The sequence below is a fragment of the Vibrio sp. 1078-1 genome, assembly GCF_033340475.1.
The window spans coordinates 1-912 of record NZ_JAWOWM010000137.1 but is presented as its reverse complement, the minus strand read 5'-3'; the positions used below and the strand labels follow the sequence as shown (position 1 = coordinate 912).

The window sequence follows — 912 nt, the reverse complement described above, 5'->3', positions numbered from 1 at the left end:
GCAAAAACAAGGTATCCATATCTGGTTGGAAATGACCGCCATCTTCGCTAGAAAACGCAAGCACGCCAAGCGTCTGCTTCTTCACCAGCGGCAGTACCACATAGGAACCCATTTCTGGCACATCCATATTGCCAAACAACGCTTCACGATCCACTTTACGAAAGCGGCCCAAATAAGCCTCTTTGCCATTTAGGTGGCTGGTCGCAAAACGCTGGTAATGTTCTTTGCTAAGTTGCGTCGATGCATCGCATTGGCTAAACAAGCGAACATACGCACGCATTCCGAGATCTTTGGCTTTTATCTCTATCGCGCTAATCACTTGCTTGAAGTCACCGCACTTTAGACTCGAGCCCTGCAAATCCCTGAACTCGTAGAAGGTACGATCGTTGTTTGCCGCAAGCGACATTAACGTGGTGATCTCTTCTTCAAGCTCTTCAATACGCTGACGCTGGCGATTCATTTGAATATGCACCAACGAAACCGTACCTAAATCCGAATGTGGAAAAGACAGACGATCCACCAGCTCAGGGCGCTCAACAAAAAAGTCAGGGTGATCTTTTAGGTATTCAGCCACCACTTCTGCCGTTAATGCGTCAGCTTCAACTTGAGACAAACCGTTTCCTTTTTCTTTGACTAGCACGACCGTTGACCATCAAATACGTGAGTAGCAGGGCCTGTCATAAAGAGTGGTTTGCCCGGGCCTTGCCAAGAAATATGCAGCTCACCACCAGGTAGCGATACTTTCACACTCTCATCCAAAAGTCCTTGCAAAATACCCACAGCCACCGCGCCACATGCACCGCTACCACAAGCTTGTGTTTCACCTGCGCCGCGCTCGTAAACTCGAAGACGAATGTGGTCACGACTCACCACTTGCATAAAGCCAGCGTTCACACGTTCAGGGAAGCGTTC

General features: G+C 49.0%; 2 protein-coding genes. Both read right to left on the bottom strand.

Annotation, left to right across the window (positions count from 1 at the left end; genetic code table 11):
- On the bottom strand, nucleotides 1-640 hold a 640-nt coding region (locus tag R7190_RS26165), incomplete at its 3' end, for a DUF484 family protein (protein ID WP_318137715.1).
- Nucleotides 634-912, bottom strand: a 279-nt coding sequence (locus R7190_RS26160; protein WP_411978084.1) for a diaminopimelate epimerase, incomplete at its 5' end; no start/stop codon positions are given. The genes R7190_RS26165 and R7190_RS26160, both read right to left, overlap by 7 nt.